Source organism: Amycolatopsis coloradensis (assembly GCF_037997115.1).
GTDB lineage: Bacteria > Actinomycetota > Actinomycetes > Mycobacteriales > Pseudonocardiaceae > Amycolatopsis > Amycolatopsis coloradensis_A.
Window position 1 is genome coordinate 5,181,308 of record NZ_CP150484.1, and the last position, 17,254, is coordinate 5,198,561.

General features: G+C 68.3%; 19 protein-coding genes. 11 read left to right on the plus strand and 8 right to left on the minus strand.

The annotated features are described in order from the left end of the window. The first annotated feature begins 86 nt into the window (after positions 1-86). Positions 87-962 (plus strand): NAD(P)-dependent oxidoreductase, encoded by an 876-nt coding sequence (locus tag LCL61_RS24170; protein ID WP_340681816.1) that lies wholly within the window; start codon positions 87-89, stop codon positions 960-962. A gap of 10 nt (positions 963-972) precedes the next feature. Further along, a complete protein-coding gene (locus LCL61_RS24175; protein ID WP_340681817.1) occupies positions 973-1,833 on the plus strand; it encodes an NAD(P)-dependent oxidoreductase in 861 nt (286 codons plus the stop codon). A 72-nt stretch (positions 1,834-1,905) separates the two neighbouring features. Here LCL61_RS24175 and LCL61_RS24180 read toward each other — a convergent pair whose 3' ends face one another. Continuing rightward, the gene (locus LCL61_RS24180; RefSeq protein ID WP_340681818.1) at positions 1,906-2,802 is read right to left on the minus strand and encodes a LysR family transcriptional regulator; all 897 of its coding nucleotides are present in this window, start codon (positions 2,800-2,802) and stop codon (positions 1,906-1,908) included. A gap of 79 nt (positions 2,803-2,881) precedes the next feature. Here LCL61_RS24180 and LCL61_RS24185 point away from each other — a divergent pair, with 79 nt between their 5' ends. After that, a complete protein-coding gene (locus tag LCL61_RS24185; RefSeq protein WP_340681819.1) occupies positions 2,882-3,784 on the plus strand; it encodes an EamA family transporter in 903 nt (300 codons plus the stop codon). Positions 3,785-3,942: 158 nt separating this feature from the next. Here the strand turns inward: LCL61_RS24185 and LCL61_RS24190 are convergent, their stop codons facing one another. Then, a complete protein-coding gene (locus LCL61_RS24190; protein WP_340681820.1) occupies positions 3,943-4,179 on the minus strand; it encodes a hypothetical protein in 237 nt (78 codons plus the stop codon). A 62-nt stretch (positions 4,180-4,241) separates the two neighbouring features. Between LCL61_RS24190 and LCL61_RS24195 the strand changes: the two genes are divergently transcribed. Both LCL61_RS24195 and rraA read left to right on the plus strand, forming a co-directional pair. Then, positions 4,242-4,841, plus strand: a complete 600-nt coding sequence (locus tag LCL61_RS24195; RefSeq protein ID WP_340681821.1) for a TetR/AcrR family transcriptional regulator — start codon at positions 4,242-4,244, stop codon at positions 4,839-4,841. A gap of 13 nt (positions 4,842-4,854) precedes the next feature. Beyond that, on the plus strand, positions 4,855-5,340 hold the full coding sequence (gene rraA / locus LCL61_RS24200) for a ribonuclease E activity regulator RraA (protein ID WP_340681822.1): 486 nt from the start codon (positions 4,855-4,857) through the stop codon (positions 5,338-5,340). Between the two features lie 6 nt (positions 5,341-5,346). Here the strand turns inward: rraA and LCL61_RS24205 are convergent, their stop codons facing one another. Continuing rightward, a complete protein-coding gene (locus tag LCL61_RS24205; protein WP_340681823.1) occupies positions 5,347-6,240 on the minus strand; it encodes an NADP-dependent oxidoreductase in 894 nt (297 codons plus the stop codon). 70 nt (positions 6,241-6,310) lie between these two features. On the opposite strand from LCL61_RS24205, the gene LCL61_RS24210 reads away from it, so the two are divergent. Together LCL61_RS24210 and LCL61_RS24215 are read left to right on the plus strand one after the other, a co-directional pair. Then, complete coding sequence (locus LCL61_RS24210; protein WP_340681824.1) at positions 6,311-6,916, plus strand: helix-turn-helix domain-containing protein; 606 nt, start codon at positions 6,311-6,313, stop codon at positions 6,914-6,916. Further along, on the plus strand, positions 6,910-7,722 hold the full coding sequence (locus LCL61_RS24215) for an MBL fold metallo-hydrolase (RefSeq protein WP_340681825.1): 813 nt from the start codon (positions 6,910-6,912) through the stop codon (positions 7,720-7,722). Before LCL61_RS24210 ends, LCL61_RS24215 begins: the two co-directional genes overlap by 7 nt. 4 nt (positions 7,723-7,726) lie before the next feature. Here the strand turns inward: LCL61_RS24215 and LCL61_RS24220 are convergent, their stop codons facing one another. Genes LCL61_RS24220 through cmtR form a run of 4 tightly spaced genes read right to left on the minus strand, consistent with a single transcriptional unit; the run spans position 7,727 to position 9,815 of the window. Further along, positions 7,727-8,173 carry an LppU/SCO3897 family protein gene (locus tag LCL61_RS24220; RefSeq protein WP_340681826.1) on the minus strand — a complete coding sequence of 149 codons (447 nt, stop codon included), beginning with the start codon at positions 8,171-8,173 and terminating at the stop codon, positions 7,727-7,729. A gap of 43 nt (positions 8,174-8,216) precedes the next feature. Next, on the minus strand, positions 8,217-8,828 hold the full coding sequence (locus tag LCL61_RS24225; RefSeq protein WP_340681827.1) for a class I SAM-dependent methyltransferase: 612 nt from the start codon (positions 8,826-8,828) through the stop codon (positions 8,217-8,219). 10 nt (positions 8,829-8,838) lie between these two features. Continuing rightward, the gene (locus tag LCL61_RS24230; RefSeq protein WP_340681828.1) at positions 8,839-9,492 is read right to left on the minus strand and encodes a cation transporter; all 654 of its coding nucleotides are present in this window, start codon (positions 9,490-9,492) and stop codon (positions 8,839-8,841) included. Further along, positions 9,489-9,815 (minus strand): Cd(II)/Pb(II)-sensing metalloregulatory transcriptional regulator CmtR, encoded by a 327-nt coding sequence (cmtR, locus tag LCL61_RS24235; RefSeq protein ID WP_340681829.1) that lies wholly within the window; start codon positions 9,813-9,815, stop codon positions 9,489-9,491. Before cmtR ends, LCL61_RS24230 begins: the two co-directional genes overlap by 4 nt. Positions 9,816-10,268: 453 nt before the next feature. On the opposite strand from cmtR, the gene LCL61_RS24240 reads away from it, so the two are divergent. Genes LCL61_RS24240 through LCL61_RS24255 form a run of 4 tightly spaced genes read left to right on the plus strand, consistent with a single transcriptional unit; the run spans position 10,269 to position 15,199 of the window. Next, positions 10,269-11,690, plus strand: coding sequence for a family 2B encapsulin nanocompartment shell protein (locus tag LCL61_RS24240; RefSeq protein WP_340681830.1), 1,422 nt, complete (start codon positions 10,269-10,271; stop codon positions 11,688-11,690). Then, positions 11,687-13,075: a family 2B encapsulin nanocompartment shell protein gene (locus tag LCL61_RS24245; protein ID WP_340681831.1), complete on the plus strand. Its 1,389-nt coding sequence runs from the start codon at positions 11,687-11,689 to the stop codon at positions 13,073-13,075. Before LCL61_RS24240 ends, LCL61_RS24245 begins: the two co-directional genes overlap by 4 nt. A 53-nt stretch (positions 13,076-13,128) precedes the next feature. Continuing rightward, positions 13,129-13,992: a geranyl diphosphate 2-C-methyltransferase gene (locus LCL61_RS24250; RefSeq protein WP_340681832.1), complete on the plus strand. Its 864-nt coding sequence runs from the start codon at positions 13,129-13,131 to the stop codon at positions 13,990-13,992. Positions 13,993-14,017: 25 nt separating this feature from the next. After that, entirely contained in the window at positions 14,018-15,199 is a 1,182-nt protein-coding gene (locus LCL61_RS24255) for a family 2 encapsulin nanocompartment cargo protein terpene cyclase (protein ID WP_340681833.1), read from the plus strand. Positions 15,200-15,223: 24 nt separating this feature from the next. On the opposite strand, the gene ligA is transcribed toward LCL61_RS24255, so the two are convergent. Next, positions 15,224-17,215, minus strand: coding sequence for an NAD-dependent DNA ligase LigA (ligA, locus tag LCL61_RS24260; RefSeq protein WP_340681834.1), 1,992 nt, complete (start codon positions 17,213-17,215; stop codon positions 15,224-15,226). Positions 17,216-17,254: the final 39 nt, after the last annotated feature.

Here is a 17,254-nt window from a genome sequence, read left to right on the forward strand (position 1 = left end):
GTTAGCGCGGAGCACCGACAAGATCGTGCGCGAGGCCGTGCGCGGACCCGCAGCGATCCGTGCGCGGACCGCGTCACGGTAGTCCCATGAGCGAACACGGCAAGACCCCGGTGACGGTACTGGGGCTGGGCGCGATGGGAACCGCGCTCGTAGAGGCACTACTGGCCGCGGGACATCCCGTCACCGCGTGGAACCGGACCGCGAGCCGCGCCGAGGCGGTGGCGGCGAAGGGAGCTTCGGTCGCTTCGACCGTCGAGGAGGCTCTCGCGGCGAACCAGATCGTGATCGCCTGCCTGCTCGACTACGACTCGGTGCACGAGGTCCTCGACCCGGTGGCGTCCGAGCTCAAGGGACGGCAGCTGATCAATCTGACCAACGGCACCCCCGGCCAGGCGCGCGAAATGGGTGCTTGGGCCGAGGAACTGGGCGCGGAGTACCTGGACGGCGGGATCATGGCCGTCCCGCCGATGATCGGCACCGCCGCGGCGTTCATCTTCTACAGCGGATCGGGCACGGTCTTCGGCCGGGCACGCACCGCGCTCGACACCTTCGGCGGCGCCAACTACCTCGGCGCGGACCCCGGACTGGCGCCCCTGCACGACATCGCGCTGCTCAGCGGGATGTACGGGCACTTCATCGGCGTCATCCAGGCGTATGCGCTGGTCGGCTCGGCGGGGGTCAAGGCGCGGGAATTCGCGCCGCTGCTCCGAGCCTGGATCGACGCGATGAGCGGCTTTCTGGAGCGCGCGGCCGAGCAGATCGACGATGGCGACTACGTGACCGACGTCGTGTCGAACATCGCGATGCAGGCGGCCGCCTACCCGAACCTCGCCAGGGCCGCGGCGGACCAAGGCATCAGCGCCGAACTGCTCATCCCGCTGCAGTCGCTGATGGACAAGCGGGTCGCCGACGGACACGGCGCCGAAGACCTGATCGGCGTCATCGAACTCCTCAAAAAGTAAAGGAAGAACAATGATCACACTGATCGGGCTCGGCCCGATGGGACAGGCCATGGTCCGGGTACTCCTGGAGAACGGCCACGGAGTGACCGTCTGGAACCGCACCGCCGCCCGCGCGGACGACGTCGTCGCGGCGGGTGCCGTGCGCGCCGCGACTCCTGCGGACGCGGTGGCGGCGTCGGACCTGGTGCTGCTGAGCCTCACCGACTACGCCGCCATGTACGACATCCTCGGCAAGGCCGAGGACGCACTGGCGGGCAAGGTGATCGTCAACCTCAGCTCGGACACACCGGAGAAGACGCGCGAAGCCGCGGACTGGGTCAAGGCCCGTGGCGGGCAGTTCGTCGCGGGTGGCGTGATGGTGCCCGCCGAGCTGGTGGGCAAGGAGGAGGCGTACGTCTTCTACAGCGGCCCGGCCGACGTGTTCGAGAAGCACCGCGAGACCCTGGCGCTGATCGGGCGTCCGGACTTCCTCGGTGAGGACGTCCGGCTGGCACAGCTGTTCTACCAGGCGCAGCTGGACGTCTTCCTGACCTCGCTTTCGGTGTTCATGCACGCGAGCGCGCTGGTGAAATCCGCCGGTGTGCCGGTGGAGAAGTTCGTCCCGTACGCCAAGGACAACTTCAAGATGATGGATTTCTACCTGGACGCCGCCGCCGTGCAGATCGAGAAGGGCGAGCACCCCGGCGACGACGCCAGCGTGACCATGATGGGCGCGACGGCCGACCACATCGTCCAGGCGAGCCGGGACGCCGGGGTCGACCTGGCCCTGCCCGAGGCGGTCAAGTCGCACTACGACCGGGCGATCGCCGCCGGACACGGACGTAGCTCGTGGACCAGCCTTTTCGAGATCATCAAGGCGGACCGCAAGTAAGTGCCCGGGCTCGTGCGGCCACCAAGGTCGTGAAGGCCTCCTTGCCTACCCTGAGGGTTGGCAAGGAGGCCTTCACAGACCGGCCGAAGGGCGAGTTTCGCTCACGACGCCCAGAATCTCCAGGAAGGCCTTCGCCGCCGGAGTGACCGTGAAGCGGTTCCAGACGAGGTGTTCGATCCGCGCGGGCGCGTCCCGCACCGGCACGGTGACCACGTCGGTCAGGTTCGGCACGAATTTCGACGGCAGCAGCGCCACCCCCAATCCCTGATGGATCAGCCGCGCCATGAAATCGGCGGCCGTCACCTCGAAGGCGACTTCCCGGGTCACTCCCGCCGCGGCGAAGGCCTGATCCGTCTGGGCACGCCCCGCGGATCCGGACGGGAAGTCGACGAACACCTCCGAAGAAAGCCGCTTCAAGTCCACTTCGGACTCGACGGCGAGAGGATGCCCGGGAGCCACCACGGCGATCAGATCGTCCCGGCCCAGCTCGCAGGTGGCCACGCCGTCCGGCCGGTCGGTCACCGGGAGACCGAGGAACGCGACCTCGATCGCACCGTCCTTGATCTGCTCCACCAGTTGCCCGCTCGCCCCGACCCGCAGCCCGATCCGGACGTGCGGATACCGGCCGCGGAAGGTCTGCAGGGCGGCCGGGACGTCGACCGCCGCGACGGTCGGGATCACACCGACGGTGAGCCGCCCGCGGATCTCGCCGACGGCCGCCGCGACCTCTGATCCGGCCCGCTCCGCGGCCTCGAGGCATTGCCTGGCGGCGGGCAGGAACGCCTCGCCGGCGGCGGTGAGCCGCACCCGTCGGCTCGTGCGCTCGAACAGCCGCGCGCCGAGTTCTCGTTCCAGCCGCGCGATCTGGTGGCTCAACGCCGACTGCACGACGAGACACCGTTGCGCGGCACGCGTGAAGCTGTTCGTTTCCGCCACGGCCACGACGTATCGCATCTGCTGAAGCTCCATGGATCCATCTTGAATCATGATGGATCAAGTGACAAACATGTGTTGGACTCATTGATCGTCGGCGTCGAAGCTGGGACACGTGAAAACGCTGACGACCACACCGCTCGCCGCAGGTCTCGCCGGAACCGCGCTGACCGCCTTCGCCCCCATGGTCTGGGGGACGACCTACGTGGTCACCACCGAACTACTTCCGCCCGGACATCCGCTCTTCGCAGGGCTCATGCGCGCCTTGCCCGCCGGACTGATCGCGCTCGCCATCACCCGCACGCTCCCGCGCGGCACCTGGTTGCTGAAGGCCGCCGCGCTCGGCGTCCTCAACATCGGGATGTTCTTCCCCCTGCTGTTCGTGGCCGCCGAACGGTTGCCCGGCGGAGTCGCGGCCACGCTCGGCGCCGCCCAGCCGCTGCTCGTCGCGATCCTCGCCGTGGCCGTGTTGCGCCAGAGCCCCTCCGCGTGGCGGTTCGCCTGGGGGATCGTCGGTATCGTGGGTGTCGGCCTGGTGGTGATCGGACCCGCGGCGGGCTTCGACCTGATCGGGGTGCTCGCCGGACTCGGTGGCGCGGGCACCATGGCGCTCGGCGTCACGCTCACCAAACGATGGGGACGCCCTGCCGACGTCGGGCCGACCGCGTTCGCCTCGTGGCAGCTCACCGCGGGCGGGTTGTTCCTGGTGCCGGTGACCTTCCTCTTCGAAGGCGCACCGCCCGCCATCGACCTGAACGCGGCCCTCGGCTACCTCTGGCTCGGGCTGATCGGCGGCCTGCTCGCCTACGTCCTGTGGTTCCGCGGCATCACATCCCTGCCGGTCACCTCGGTCGCGGTCCTCGGCCTGCTCTCGCCGATGGTCGCCGCGGTCCTCGGCGCCGCGCTGCTCGGTCAGTCGCTCGGGCCGATCCAGCTCGCCGGTTTCGCGCTCGCCCTGGCCTCGATCGTGGCAGGCCAGATCACCCCGAAGAGCAAGCAGGAAGGCGTCGTCCGATGAAGATCGCCGTTGTCGGAGCGTCGGGAATGGCGGGTTCCCGAATCGTCACCGCCGTGTTTCGCCGCGCTCCACCGGCATTCGCGCCTCCGGCCACCTGAGCGCGGTATTCGGGGTGAGTCGATGCCATCGTGGGAGCGACGAGATCCGCGCCCGGCGGGCTACAGCCGCCACTTCAGCTCGGGCGGGTCTCCGGGCGAGGGCGTTTCGGGGCTCCGTTCGGCCTCGATCTGGATCTCGATGTTGGTCTTGTGCGAGATCGGGTCCCAAATCTCCTCGATCGGCGCCAGCAGTGACTGACTGACGCCTGCCCGGCGGGCACGCGCGGCGTACCACGCGAACCCGGCCAGGAAGAGGGGAAGGCTGAGGAACGCGGCCACGGGCGCCAGGACCTCCATGCACCGGACAATACAGTAACGTCGTGTATCCAGAAACGTTCTGTTACTGAATAGGGCGGGCGATGACCAGGCTGACACGGGCCGAGCAGCAGCGGCGCACCCACGAACACCTGCTGGAGGCCGGACGCCAGGTCTTCTTGCGGCGCGGCTTCCTGGCGGCGACGGTCGAGGAGATCGCGGCCGACGCCGGGTACACCCGCGGCGCCGTCTACAAGCACTTCGGCGGCAAAGAAGGGCTGTGGCTGGCGATCATCGAAGCCACCGCGGAAGGACACCTCTCGGAGCTGAAGAAATCTCTCGCCGTGGCCACCGACAGGGACGACGTCATCGCGGCCTTGGCCCCCGTCGACGTGGTGGACAAGGATGCCGCCCGATGGAGCGCGGCGGCCGCCGAAGTGCTTGCCGCGACGGCACAACAGCCCGAAACCGCCGCTCTCGTCGCCGCCGTCCAGCGGCGTCACGACGACGAGGTCGTCTCCCTGCTCGTCGAGCATGCGCGGCGGCTCCACCTCGAACCCGCCATGCCGCTCCACGAGGCCGTGGTGATGCTGGGAGCTCTGGGTATCGGGCTCGCCCTGCGGCAGGCGGTCGCACCGTCCGCCGACCCCGCCGCCATCCTCGCTCACGTGCTGGACTCGGTGTTCCCGCCCGAGGCGACGTGAGAAACTCGCGCGCGTGATCGATTCCTTCACCACCGCCGACCTCGTGGACGAACACGGCGACCGGCTGCGCGTCTGCGACACCCAGTTCCGCCAGTTCGGCGGGCACCGGAAGTTCTCGGGCCCGATCCGCACCGTCTCCTGTCACGAGGACAACGGCCTGGTCAAGAAGCTCCTGGCCACCCCCGGTGACGGCGCCGTCCTGGTGGTCGACGGTGGCGGCTCGCTGCACAGCGCGCTCACCGGCGACATGATCGCGAAGTCCGCCGTCGACAACGGCTGGGCGGGCATCGTCGTCAACGGCGCGGTACGGGACAGCGCCGAGCTCGCCGGGCTCCCGCTCGGGGTGAAGGCGCTCGGCACCAACCCGCGCAAGAGTTCCAAGGCGGGCGCCGGCGCTGTCGACGTCCCGGTCGGTTTCGGGGGAGTGACGTTCACCCCTGGAGACACGCTCTACGCCGATGACGACGGCGTCGTGATCCTTCCCGCGGCCGGATCCTGAACCGGCTCAGACGACGATGACCCGGCGGCCGCGGGTATGGCCGGCGTGGCTGTCGGCATGCGCCGCCGCGGCGTCGGCGAGCGAATAGGCCTTCTCGACCGGTATGTGCAGCTTCCCTCGTGAGATGAGATCGACGGCCTCGGCCAGTGCGTCCGGCACGCTCCCGGCCACGCCGGAGAAGCGGGCACCGAACTCGGGCGCGCCGAGGTCGGCGATGGAGATGACCTTCCCCGGGTCCCCGGTGAGCTCGACCAGGTCAGGGATCACGCCGGATCCGGCCAGGTCGAGAGCGGCGTCGACGCGGCCGAGCCGCCGCACCCGCTCCACCCAGCCCTCACCGTAGGTCGTGGCGAGCGCGCCCAGGCCGCGCAGGTAGTCCTGATTCGCGGCACCCGCCGTGCCGATCACCCCGATGCCGCGTTCCCGCGCGAACTGCAGCACCGCCGACCCGACCCCGCCGGACGCGCCGCTGACCAGCAGATTCTCGCCGGGGCGCACTCCGGCTTCGCCGATCAGCCGCAGCGCGGTCTCGACCACGGAGGGGTATCCGGCCGCCTCCTCGAACGTCAGACCTTCGGGCATCACGGCCCACGCCGTCAGCACGGCGAACTCGGCATAGGTACTCGCACCCGCGCCGAACACGAAATCGCCGACGTCGACTCCGGTGACGCCTTCGCCGATCTCGTCCACGACCCCGGCGGCGTCCAGGCCCACGCCGGACGGCAACACGGTCGGATGCGCGCCCAGGACCTGGCCTTCACGGATTCTCCAGTCGACGGGGTTCACCCCGGCAGCTCGCACCGCGATGCGTACCTGGCCTGGGCCGGCGTGCGGATCCTCGGCGTCGACGAGCTGCAGGACTTCCGGACCACCGAACTCGGTGAAGACCACTTTCTTCATGTGATCGACCGTAACACTAACGGTTAGTTTTTTAAAACCGTTAGTGTTTTGGATCTGATAGCGTCCCCGCATGACCGTGCCGACCGGACGGCGTGAGCGGAAGAAGGCCGCCACCCGTCAGAAGATCGCCGACACCGCACTGCGGCTTTTCCTGGAACGTGGGTATGACGCGGTGGGCATCCGCGAGGTGGCGGCGGAGGCCGACGTCGCCGTCACGACGCTCTTCTCCCACTTCGCCTCGAAAGAGGCCTTGGTGTTCGGGCAGGACGCGGAGTTCGAGCAGGGCCTCGCGCGGGCGGTCACCGAAAGGGCACCACACGAGCCGCTCATTCCCACGCTGCGCCAGGAGGTCCATGCGATGGTGCGCCATTGCGCGGCGGACGGCGCGGCTCCGATTTGGCGCATGATCGACGAGTCTCCCGCGTTGCGGGAGTACGAGGACTCGATGCGGCTCCGGCACGCGGAGTCCCTGGCGGCGGCCATCGCGGCGGATGTGGAGTCGTCACGGTCCGCGATCGCCTGCCGGACGATCGCGAGATTCGTGATCGACGCCTACTCGCTCGGCCGGGAGGCGGCCGATCCGGCGGCCGCGGTGGACGAGATCTTCCGGATGATCGAAGCGGCCTGGGAAGCCAGCGGTAACGGGATATCACAAGCGAAGGGATCGCCGTGCTGACACAGGTCGCGGAGGGTGTGCTGGTCCACCAGAGCGCGTTGCTCGAGAACAACACGGTCGTCGTGGAGGGCAGGGACGGCGTGCTGCTCGTGGACCCCGGGATCACGGGCGACGAAATGGCCTGCCTCGCGCGCGATCTCTCCGATTCGGGCCGCCCGGTCGTGGCGGGTTTCGCGACCCATCCCGATTGGGATCACGTGCTCTGGCACGCCGAGCTGGGTGACGGACCCCGCTACGGCACCGCCCGTTGCGCGGAGTACCTGCGCGATCTGCGGTCGAACGCGGACTGGAAGACCGGCCTCGCCGAGGGGCTGCCGCCGGAAATCGACGGGCAGGTGCCGCTCGACCTGTTCGGCCTCATCACCGGCCTGCCCGCCGGAACCACCCGGATTTCTTGGGACGGCCCGCGAATCCGGATCGTCGAGCATCCGGCCCACGCTCCCGGTCATGCGGCGCTGCTGATCGAGGACCGCGGGGTGCTCATCGCCGGCGACATGCTTTCCGACGTCCTGGTCCCGATGTTCGACGACGACGGGGATCCGATCGAGGACTACCTGGCCGGGCTCCGGGTGATCGAAGACGCGGCGGGCGACGTCGACGTCGTCGTACCCGGCCACGGAGCCTTCGGCGGAGCCGGTGAAGTGCGGGCACGGATCGACCTGGATCGCGCGTACGTGCACGCCTTGCGCGACGGCCGGACTCCGGACGACCCGCGAATCGGCCCGTCGGCGAAACCCGGCTGGGAATGGGTGAGCGATCTGCACGCCGGGCAAGCCCGAAGCCTCGCCCGGCGACAACCGTCCTGAGCCGTCATCCCCTCGGCATGACGCAGAGTTCCCTGGACTGCCCCGACTTGAAGTCGTAGACGACGGGGTTGCCGTACTCGTAGCCGGGCACGGAGTTGCAGTCCGAGCCGGACCCGGACGCGAGCTGGGCGATCACCGAATAGTTGGCGGAGCTGTCCGAGCAGTGGACCCGGACGGCGCTGGCGCTGAACGCGCCGTTGCTGCCGGCGTCTTCGTCGGCCGAGATGCAATCCCCGGCCTGCGCCGAGAACGGGTCGGGGTCGACCTCGGGAACGCTGGCCCCGGAAGCGCCGCCGTCCGTGGTGATGGCCACGGTCACCGCGATCGCCCCGCCGGTGACGACGACCGCCGCGGCGGCGATCCCCACGATCAGCCCCGTCTTCGGGGTCTTCTTCGGTGTCGCGACGGGGTACTGCTGCCAGATGGGCGGCTGCTGCTGAGGGTAGGTCACGCCATCAGGATCGGCCACGTCGATGAAATTCCGATGACACGGTTCACTTGCGGGCGACGAGCCGTTCCACCAGCCCGAGTTTGAACCGCTCCCGGTGCTCCACGGCCAAGCCGAGACCGTCGATCTTGTCGAGCGGGCGGCGGAGGAAGTGCTCGCCCGCCATCGGCACGGTGATCTTTTCGGCGATCCATTGCAGACCGCGGACGGCGCGCGACGAACTCGCGATGTGGTCGAGCAGGATGAGCCTGCCCCCTGGCCGGAGAACCCTGGCCATTTCCCGCAACGCCTTGCCGTCGTCGGGGATGGCGCAGAGTCCGAGCGTGCAGACCACGGTGTCGAACGAATCGGCGTCGAAGGGGAGGTCATGGGCATCGGCCCGCCGCAGCGTCACCGGATGGCCGAGGCGTTCGGCGCGGCCGCGGGCGATGGTGAGCATGCCGTCGCTGAGATCGATGCCGGTGAGCGTGACGTCTTCGGGATAGAGCGGCAGGTTCAAGCCGGTCCCGACGGCGACTTCGAGGACTTCGCCGGTGGCCTGGCCGCAGGCCCACGCACGGGAATCGCCGAAGAGTTTCCGGTCCAGGAACTGCATCTCCCGGTCGTAGTTCTGGGATTTGCCGTCCCAGTAACGGTTCCATCGGGCGGGTCGCGTCATGGCGCTCCTTTCAGCAGCAGTGTTCACCGCGCCAGGCCTCGTGGCCTTCCTTGATCGCGACGGCGGCTATGACGAGCGCGACCAGCGGGTCGGCCCAGTACCAGCCGAAGAGGCTGTTGAGCAGCAGCCCGACGAGCAGCACACCGGAAAGATAGGTGCAGAGCAAGGTTTGCTTCGAGTCGGCGACGGCGCTGGCGGAGCCGAGTTCGCGCCCGGCGCGGCGCTGGGCGTAGGACAGGAACGGCATCACGAGCAACGAGACCGCCGCCAGCGCGATGCCGACAGGGGAGTGTTCGGCGGGGTCGGCGCCGAACAGGGCGCGTACCGATTCGACGGTGACGTACGCGGCCAGCGCGAAGAAGGACACCGCGATGACCTTGAGCGCCGCGCGTTCGCGGGCTTCGGGGTCCTTTCCGGAGAACTGCCAGGCGACCGCCGCGGCCGAGGCGACCTCGATGACCGAGTCCAGGCCGAAACCGATCAGGGCCGTCGACGAGGCGATGGTGCCCGCCGCGATGGCGACGACCGCTTCGACGACGTTGTACGTGATCGTCGCGGCGACCAAGAGCCGGATCCGCCGGGAAAGCACGGCACGGCGATCCGGGGCCACTGTGGACTTCGCGGCACAGCAGCCATCCGCACAGGAACCGCTCTCCACGCTCATTGGAGCGCCTCGTCCATGCAGGGCTCGGCGGTGTCGACGGCCAGCACGACCTGGACAAGTTCCCGCAGGGCGCGGGCGAGATGCTCGTCCGCCAGCGAGTAGCGGACCTGCCTGCCCTCATAGGTGGCCACGACCAGCCCGCAACCACGCAGGCAGGCGAGATGGTTCGACACGTTCGAGCGGCTCAACCCGAGTTGCCCGGCCAGCAGCCCGGGATAGTTCACGCCATCGAGCAGGGCGACCAGGATCCGGCACCGGTTCGGGTCGGCGAGGGCGCGACCGAGCCGGGCGAGGGCGGCCCCCTGGGTCTCACATGTCAGCACAGGCGCGACAGTACAGCCAACGCTGACGTATCAGCAAGCGCTGAACCATTGCTCCTACTGAGTGTCCGGACGCGACCCTCTGTTTCGTCGCGGTCTGTCAAGCCATCGCCGAACAGGCACGCCGGACCGACCCGAAAGAGGCCGGTGTGGCCACTCCAACGGCCGCATCGCGGGTACCCGGGGGAGTCCCGGCGCGGCTTCACGTGACACCTCGGCGCAATTTCCGGCCCGATTGCGTGGCCACCGTAAAACGTCGAGTGACTTTGTCAAAAGGCTTCGTGCGCAAGGAAAATTCGGCATTCGGGTGGCCTTGTCGTATTACCTGAAAGTGCGCTTGTGTGGGAAAAACCCCTTGCTATGTTGATCCTGCGGGCCGCACTTCGGGGCAGGACCGGCGCGCCGCGAATTGTGGATCTTGTTTATTCACACGACTATCGAAGGGTGGACCTTGCTGTGACCGTGACCGAATCGGACACTTCCGCCGAAGGTGTCCAGGGGCCGGAAAATCCGCAGCTGAGTTTGGGCAGGGCCGCCGCGCGCAACCTGGCGACGACCACCAAATCCGTTCCGCAGATGCAGGGAATTTCGTCCCGGTGGCTGCTGAAGTCGCTCGAATGGGTTCAGGTGAACGGTGGTGCCTACCGGGTCAACCGGAGGCTCAATTACGCGGTCGGCGACGGGCGGGTGACCTTCTCGAAGGCGGGCGCCGAGGTGAGTGTGATCGCGGCGGAACTGGGAGAGCTGAAGCCGCTCAAGGGATATGACGACGAGGAAGTACTCGCCGAACTCGCCCGCCGATTCGAACAGCAGGAAGTGGCGGCCGGCGACGTGCTCGTCGAATTCGGCCACCGGGCCGACCGGGTCTACCTCATCGCACACGGCAAGATCACGAAGACCGGCCCTGGTCCTTACGGTGACGAGACCGCGCTGGGTGTGGTCAAGGACGGCGACTACTTCGGTGCGCAAGCCCTCGTGGACGGTGACGGCATCTGGGAGTTCACCGCCAAGGCGGCTACCGCCTGCACCGTGCTCACCCTGACCCGCCAGGACTTCGAGCGCATACTGGAACAGTCCGAATCGCTGCAGGCGCAGATCGAGCAGGCGTCGCAGGACTCCGGGCGCGCCAACGACTTCGGCGAGGCCGAGATCGACATTTCTTCCGGGCACGACGGCGAGCCGCTGCTGCCGGGTACGTTCGTCGACTACGAGATCTCGCCGCGCGAATACGAACTGAGCGTCGCCCAGACGGTGCTCCGGGTCCACAGCCGGGTGTCCGATCTCTACAACCAGCCGATGGACCAGACCGAGCAGCAGTTGCGCCTGACCATCGAGGCGCTGCGTGAGCGGCAAGAGCACGAAATGATCAACAACACGGACTTCGGCCTGCTCCACAACGCCGACTTCACCCAGCGCATCGCGACACGCACCGGCCCGCCCACTCCTGACGACTTCGACGACCTGCTCGCACTGGTATGGAAGGAGCCCGGCTTCTTCCTCGCGCATCCGCGCACGATCGCCGCGTTCAGCCGCGAGTGCAGCAAACGCGGGATCTACCCGACCGGCACCGACCTCGGCGGGCACAAGGTGCCGTCCTGGCGCGGCGTGCCGATCCTGCCCTGCAACAAGATCCCGGTGAGCCAGACCAACACCAGCTCCGTGCTGCTGATGCGCACCGGCGAGAAGAACCAGGGCGTCGTCGGACTGCGTCAGATCGGCCTGCCGGACGAGTACGAGCCCGGCCTGAACGTCCGGTTCATGGGGATCTCGGAGCAGGCGATCATCTCCTACCTGGTCAGCACCTACTACTCCGCGGCCGTACTCGTTCCGGACGCGCTCGCCGTCCTCGAAGCCGCCGAACTCGGCCGCGAAGGATGACCTCCACGACGCCGGAGGCCGACCGGCGGCTCAGTCTCGGCCCCGCCGCCGCGCGCAACCTGGCCACGACCACCAAGACGCGGCCGCAGATGCAGAGCATCACCCCGCGCTGGCTGCTGAAGATGCTGCCCTGGGTCGAGGCGTCCGGCGGTACCTTCCGGGTCAACCGGCGGCTGACCTACGCGATCGGCGACGGGCGGGTGAGCTTCACCAACGTCGGCACCGAGGTTCGGGTCGTCCCGCAGGAACTCGCGGAACTGGCCCTGCTGCGGGGCTTCGACGACGAGGACACGCTCACCGCGCTCGCCGACCGGTTCGTGCAGCACGAGTACCAGCCCGGCGAGACCATCGTCGGCCACGGGTCTCCGCTCGACGAGGTCGTGCTGGTCGCGCACGGCAAGATCGCCAAGGTGGTGCCGGGCGAGTACGGCGCCGAAGCCACTGTCGGCAGTATGGCCGACGGCGACCACTTCGGTGAAGAAATGCTCGCCGGCATCGACCGGAACTGGCCGTTCACCGCCAAGGCCGTCACCCCGGTCATCGTGCTGACCCTGCGCGCCGAAGACTTCGCCGACCTCAACGGCCGATCGGCGGCGATGCGCCGCCACGTCCAGAACATGCTGGCGCGCAAGGGAAAGCCGCAGAACGCCAAGGGCGAGGCCGAGATCGGGATGTCATCAGGGCACGACGGCGAGCCACTGCTTCCCGGCACATTCGCCGACTACGAGATCTCGCCGCGCGAGTACGACCTCGCCGTCGCGCAGACTGCGCTGCGGGTGCACACCCGGGTCACCGATCTCTACAACGGGCCGATGGACCAGTTCGACGAGCAACTCCGGCTGACCGTGGCGGCACTGCGGGAGCGGCAGGAGTACGACCTGATCAACAACCGCGAGTTCGGGCTGCTGCACAACGCCGACCTCAAGTCGCGATTCCAGACCCGGTCGGGTCCGCCGACACCCGACGACATGGACGAACTCGTCAGCCGTCGCCGCAAGACGAAGTTCTTCCTCGCCCATCCGAAGGCGATCGCCGCGTTCGGCAGGGAATGCACGCGCCGCGGCCTGTATCCGGAGGGCACCACGGTCGACGGCAAGGTGGTCGCCGCGTGGCGCGGCGTGCCGCTCCTGCCCTGCGACAAGATCCCGATCACCGACAGCGGCACATCCTCGATCCTCGCCATGCGGACCGGTGTCGAGGACAACGGCGTGATCGGACTGCACCAGACCGGCCTGCCCGACGAGTACGAGCCGGGCCTGAACGTGCGCTTCGACGGCATCAACGAACAGGCGATCGCCAGCTATCTGGTCAGCACCTACTACTCGGCCGCCGTGCTCGTTCCGGACGCGCTCGGTGTCCTGGAGAACGTCGAGGTCGCGCGGTGACCCCTCACCCCGCGACGACAACGAACAACAACGCTCCAGAAGGGACCACACACGTGACCATCGCCCGTACTCCCGCTCCTGCCAAGGTGTTGCGCACCGAGTACCAGAAGTCGGTGGCATCGTACTGGAACAAGGAGAAGGATCCGGTCAACCTGCGTCTGGGCGATGTGGACGGGCTCTACCACCACCACTACGGGGTCGGCGAGGTCGACTGGTCGGTGCTGGAAGGCCCTGAGAACACTCGCGACGAGCGGATCATCGCCGAAATGCACCGACTGGAGACCGCTCAGGCGGACGTCCTGCTCGATCACCTCGGCGACGTCAAACCGGACGACCGGCTCCTCGACGCCGGCTGCGGACGCGGAGGGACCAGCATCATGGCCAACGCGCGCTTCGGCTGCCACGTCGACGGCATCTCGATCTCGGAGAAGCAGGTCGAGTTCGCCAACCACCAGGCGGATATCCGAGGTGTCGCCGATCGGGTGCGCTACCACTTCCGGAACATGCTCGACACCGGCTTCGAAACCGGCTCGCGCAAGGCGATCTGGAACAACGAAAGCACGATGTACGTCGACCTCCACGAACTCTTCGCCGAGCACGCGCGGCAGCTGGAGTTCGGCGGGCGGTACGTCACCATCACCGGGTGCTACAACGACGTGACCGGCGGCCGGTCCAAGGCCGTCGCGCAGATCGACCAGCACTACACGTGCAACATCCACCCGCGCAGTGAGTACTTCAAGGCCATGACGGCGAACGACCTGGTGCCGATCTCGGTGGTGGACCTGACGCCGGACACGATCCCGTACTGGGACTTGCGGGCGAAGTCTTCGGTGGCGACCGGGATCGAAGGACCGTTCCTCGACGCCTATCGCGAAGGCAGCTTCCACTACCTGCTGATCGCCGCGGACCGCGTCTGATCCCGCGAGACCATCGGAGCAAGCGATGACCGAACAGGGTGCGCTCGCCACACTGCTGGCCGGTCCGAGCGGGCTGGGCACGTCCGCCGCCCGGCTGGCGGCCCGGCTGACCGCTGTTCCCGCGGCGGTGGAGGACGTTCCACCGCCGCGGGAGCCCGCTCTCGACCCGGCGTACGCCTACCGGCCGTGGGGCGACGGGTCGGCGCCGCCGCTGTACTGCCCCGTCACCGAACGGATCAACGATCCGCTCGCCCTGGAGGTCGACCGGCGGCTCGTCCTGTGGGCGGGGGAGTGCGGGTTCGACGAGGAGGAGTGCGAGCAGATCGGGAAGGCGGGATTCGGCAGGCTCGTCATGCTCGCCCATCCGGACTGTGAGGATCCGGACCGGCTGTTGATCTCGGCGAAGCTCAACGCCGCATGGTGGGCGGCCGACGACCTCTACGCCGACGACACCTCCCTCGGCGCCGTGCCCGCCGAGCTGCCGCCGAAGCTCGCGCTGGCGATGGCCGCGATGGACCCGGTGCCGTCGTTGGGCGAATTCAGCCGCGACCTCGACGAAACACTGCGGAACGACCGGGTTCTGGTAGCCCTGGGCTCGGCGACGGACTTCCTGCGGCGATCCGGGACCGCAGCGCAGGTCCAGCGAGTCTGCTACTCGACCTTCGCGATGTTCGTGAGCTGGACCGCCTACGCCGCGTGGCGCCACAGCGGGAAATACCCGCCGGCGTGGGAATACCTAGCGGCACGGCAGCACGACAGCTTCTACACCTCGATGACGTTGATCGACGTCCTCGGTGGCTACGAACTGACCTCGAACCTGTACTACGACCCCCGGGTCCGCGAGGCGGCGATCCAGGCGGGGACGGCGGCGGTGCTCGTCAACGACGTGCACTCGGTCGCCAAGGACCTGGAGGACGAGTCGCCGCCCTGCAATGCGGTCCTGTTGATCGCCGGCGATCGGAAATGCTCGATCGAAGAGGCCACGGCGATCACCGTCGAACTGCACAACGACGTCGTACGGGACTTCCAGGCGGCGCACGAAAAGCTGAGCGCCGTTCCGTCCGTCGAGCTGCAACGGTTCTTACGCGGGTTGCGAGGGTGGATGGGCGGCGGTTTCGAATGGCACTCGACGAGTCCGCGGTACCGGACGAAGCCCGGCAATCAGTCCTCTGAATGCGGTAGTTCGCGACACGAACCTCCGCATTAAGAGGACTAAACGCGGAAGAAGGAGTTAAACGACACCGGCCTCGATCAACTGCTGCCAGATCGCGCCTTGGTCCACGACCTCGACTTCGAGTTTCTCGGCCTTGGTGAGCTTGCTCGCCCCGACGTCGGCGCCGGTGATCAGCATGTCCGTGTTCGCCGAGACCGAAGACGCGATGGTCGCGCCCGCCCTTTCGCACAACCGCTGGAAGGTCGGGCGCGGCACCTTCTCGCCGGAGCGGGGGTCGCTGATCGAGCCGGTGACCACGACCGTCTTGCCTTTCAGCGGCGCGCCGGCCGCGACGACCGGCGGGAGGTCTTCTTCGCGTACGTCCAGCGAGACTCCGGCTTCCCGTAGCCGCTCGAGCTCGGGACGAAGCCGGGTGAGGTGCTCGATCAGGGACGCGGCGACCTTCGGGCCGATGTCCTCCACGGCGACGAGTCCTTCCTCTCCGGCATCGGCGACGGCTTCCAGCGAGCCGAACCCTGCCCGGCACAGTCGCGCGGCGGTGCCCTCGGAGGCCATCGGGATCGCGAGCCCGATCAGCGCCCGGCGCAGGCCGACGGCCCGGCTCGCGTCGATCGACTCGATCATGCGGGTGGCGGAGATTTCGCCGATCCGGTCGAACTCCAGCAGCTTCTCCTTGGTGAGCCGGTAGAAGTCCGACGGGTGCTCGAGAATCCCGGCCTCGGCGAGCCGCTCGATCCAGACGCCGCCGATCGCGTCGATGTCCGCGGCCGCGCGAGACGCCCAGTGGATCAGCCGCCGGACGGTCTGCGCGGGGCAGGCGACGTTGGTGCAGAACAGTTCCCGGCTGTTGCCCTGTTCGGTCAACGGTTCTTCGCACGACGGGCACACCGAAGGCGGCACGATCTCGCGCTCCTCGCCGGTGCGTTTGGCGGCATCGAGAACGCCGGCCACGAACGGGATCACGTCGCCCGCGCGGCGCACCAGCACGGTGTCGCCGATCTTGATGCCGCGGGCCTTGATGACCTCTTGGTTGGCCAGCGTCGCCCGGGTGACGGTGGTCCCGCCGACGAACACCGGCTCAAGCCACGCGACGGGTGCGATCTTGCCGGTCTTGCCGACGTCCCAGACGACATCGGCGAGCACGGTGGTCTTCTCCTCGGCGGCGAACTTGAACGCCAGCGCGCCACGCGGTGAGCTGGACCTGGTGCCGGCGGCGGCGTAGGCGTCGCGATCCGCCAGGCGCAGCACGGCACCGTCGAGGTCGTAGTCGAGTTCGTTGCGCTGCTGCTCGATGGTCGTGATGACCGCCTGCGCCGCCTCTGCGTCCTCGCAGTGGCGCATGTCCGCGGCGGCGAACCCGAGCGTCCGGAGAGCGCCGTCGAGATCGGTCTCCGCGCTTTCGGGCTCGGTGGAGAGGTCGAAAGCGAAGAACTGGAGACGTCGCTCGGCGACGGTGGCCGGATCCTTGGCGCGCAGGGTGCCGGCGGCGGCGTTGCGCGGGTTGATCAGCGGTTTGTCCGGGTGGACCTTGTTGTAGGCGGCGAAGGTGGAGCGCAGCATGACCGCCTCACCGCGGACCTCGACCCGGCCGGGGGCGTCGACGGTGTCCGGGACGCCGTCGGTCAGCGCCCGGACCAGCATGGTCACGTCGTCGCCCGTGGTCCCGTCGCCGCGGGTGACCGCCCTGGCGAGCCGTCCGTTCTCGTAGACCAGCGCCAGCGACAGGCCGTCGAGCTTCGGCATGACGACCACCGGCTGGCCCGGGAACCGGGTGAAGAACGCCGCGACCTGCTCGGGCTTGGTCGCCTTCTCCAGTGACAACATCGGGCGCGAGTGCCGGATGGGCGCGTGCAGGATGGCGGGCGCGCCGACCTGGTCGAGCGGGTTCGGATCCGGGGTGAGCTCGGGGTTAGCCTCGATGAGCCCGCGCAATTCATCTTCGATCGCGTCGTAGTCGGCGTCGGCGACCTTCGGCGAGCCACGGTAGTAGGCGTCGCGAAGGACGACGATCTGATCGGCGAGTTCTTGGATGCGGTCCCGAGCGTTCACGGGGCAGAGATTACCCGGGACCACCGACAGAACACCGTC